We start from the raw sequence: 1178 nt of genomic DNA, 5'->3' as shown, positions 1-1178 counted from the left end.
ATGAGTTGCATACCGTCGCCCGCAACAAGCTCAAAAGCGCTCAACACCGGCCTTCGATCATCGCCGCGTGCTGGGTTCAGGCAACGTTGTGGTGATGTCATGATTTACGGAAAGATCAATAGATGCCGAAAAGGTTGTCGCCGAGTTCAACCACGGCGTGCTGAAGCTGCGCATCCCGAAAGCCGAATACGCGCAACCGAGCCGCATTGAGGTCAAGGTGACGTGAGGTAAGCCGGGCGGGCCGTGGGCATCACCCATGGCTGCCCACACGTAGGAGGGCTGACATGCAACTGGAATCGTTGAAAAAGAGTTCCGGCTTTCGCCCCTCTGAACATTGAGGGGCCGACGATGCGACTGATCGAACTGGATGAACAGCAGGACTTTCTTGCGGCCTTGCAGCGTCATGGTCTGGCAGCAGGTGATTTCGAACTCCAGGAAACGGATACGACTGACCCAAAAGGCGACGAGAACTTCGGTTTACAGGGCTACGTCACGATAACCAGACTATCGACACAAGTTACAAGGGAATACCCCATCGGCTATGAAACCGATTGGGTTCAGCATTTCAGGAAAGATCTCGAGGCCGGCATCTTCGATAAGTCAGAATGAGATCCTGCGTGCTATTGGGACTGCGAGCGAAATAGGAATACCTTCCCGATTGGATACTCACCTGGAAGCAGGCCTATCCAGACGATGCACATGTAGCTGGAGGCACAGATTCTCCTGCCACATTGCCTCCAGTCTTCCTTGGGACGAGATCCCTGGGGTGGAGTTCAAACGGTTGCTGCCGGGAGTGCCGTTCAGATGGCTTTGTTGCGATGAGGGACGGCGTAGCTGGGATAAGAATTCACCCTGCTGCGTCACTCTGCTGCAAAGCGACGGAAGAACCATTGTTTCATGCCTTCCACCGCCAACAGATAGAAGAACAGCATGGCAGCGAGGATGAGAAAGAAGAATGCCGGCGGCGCGACGAAACCGAGATGCACGCCAGCAGAGGTGAACGGCAGCAGCACGGCCACCGCCACCACCGCCAGTGAACAGGCGATGAACCACGAATTCGGGTAGCTCCTGAAAGGATTCCTACGGGTGCGGATGATGAAGATAACCAGCACCTGCGTGGCCATGGACTCAATGAACCAACCGGTATGGAAGAGCCTCTCGCCGGCATGAAAGACCGT

Annotated in this window: 3 protein-coding genes; 2 read left to right on the top strand and 1 reads right to left on the bottom strand. The window is 55.3% G+C overall.

Going from position 1 to position 1178, the window contains the following annotated elements; translation table 11 throughout:
* Positions 1 to 118 precede the first annotated feature (118 nt).
* Positions 119 to 226, top strand: coding sequence for an Hsp20 family protein (locus DN412_RS42895; protein ID WP_425267500.1), 108 nt, complete (start codon positions 119 to 121; stop codon positions 224 to 226).
* A 122-nt stretch (positions 227 to 348) separates the two neighbouring features.
* Complete coding sequence (locus DN412_RS42890) at positions 349 to 609, top strand: transcriptional regulator (RefSeq protein WP_115216998.1); 261 nt, start codon at positions 349 to 351, stop codon at positions 607 to 609.
* Between the two features lie 251 nt (positions 610 to 860).
* Here the strand turns inward: DN412_RS42890 and DN412_RS42885 are convergent.
* Positions 861 to 1178 (bottom strand): cation transporting ATPase C-terminal domain-containing protein (locus DN412_RS42885; RefSeq protein ID WP_341868112.1); only part of this gene is annotated, 318 nt, incomplete at its 5' end.

Source organism: Cupriavidus lacunae (assembly GCF_003353055.1).
In the GTDB taxonomy this organism is placed as follows: Bacteria; Pseudomonadota; Gammaproteobacteria; order Burkholderiales; family Burkholderiaceae; genus Cupriavidus; species Cupriavidus lacunae.
The sequence above is the reverse complement of the archived record's forward strand: the minus strand, read 5'-3'. Positions and strand labels throughout refer to the sequence as shown.

Bases quoted from the DNA above. Each gene is read 5' to 3' on its own strand.
- DN412_RS42890 (WP_115216998.1), top strand. From the start codon at position 349: ATGCGACTGATCGAACTGGATGAACAGCAGGACTTTCTTGCGGCCTTG.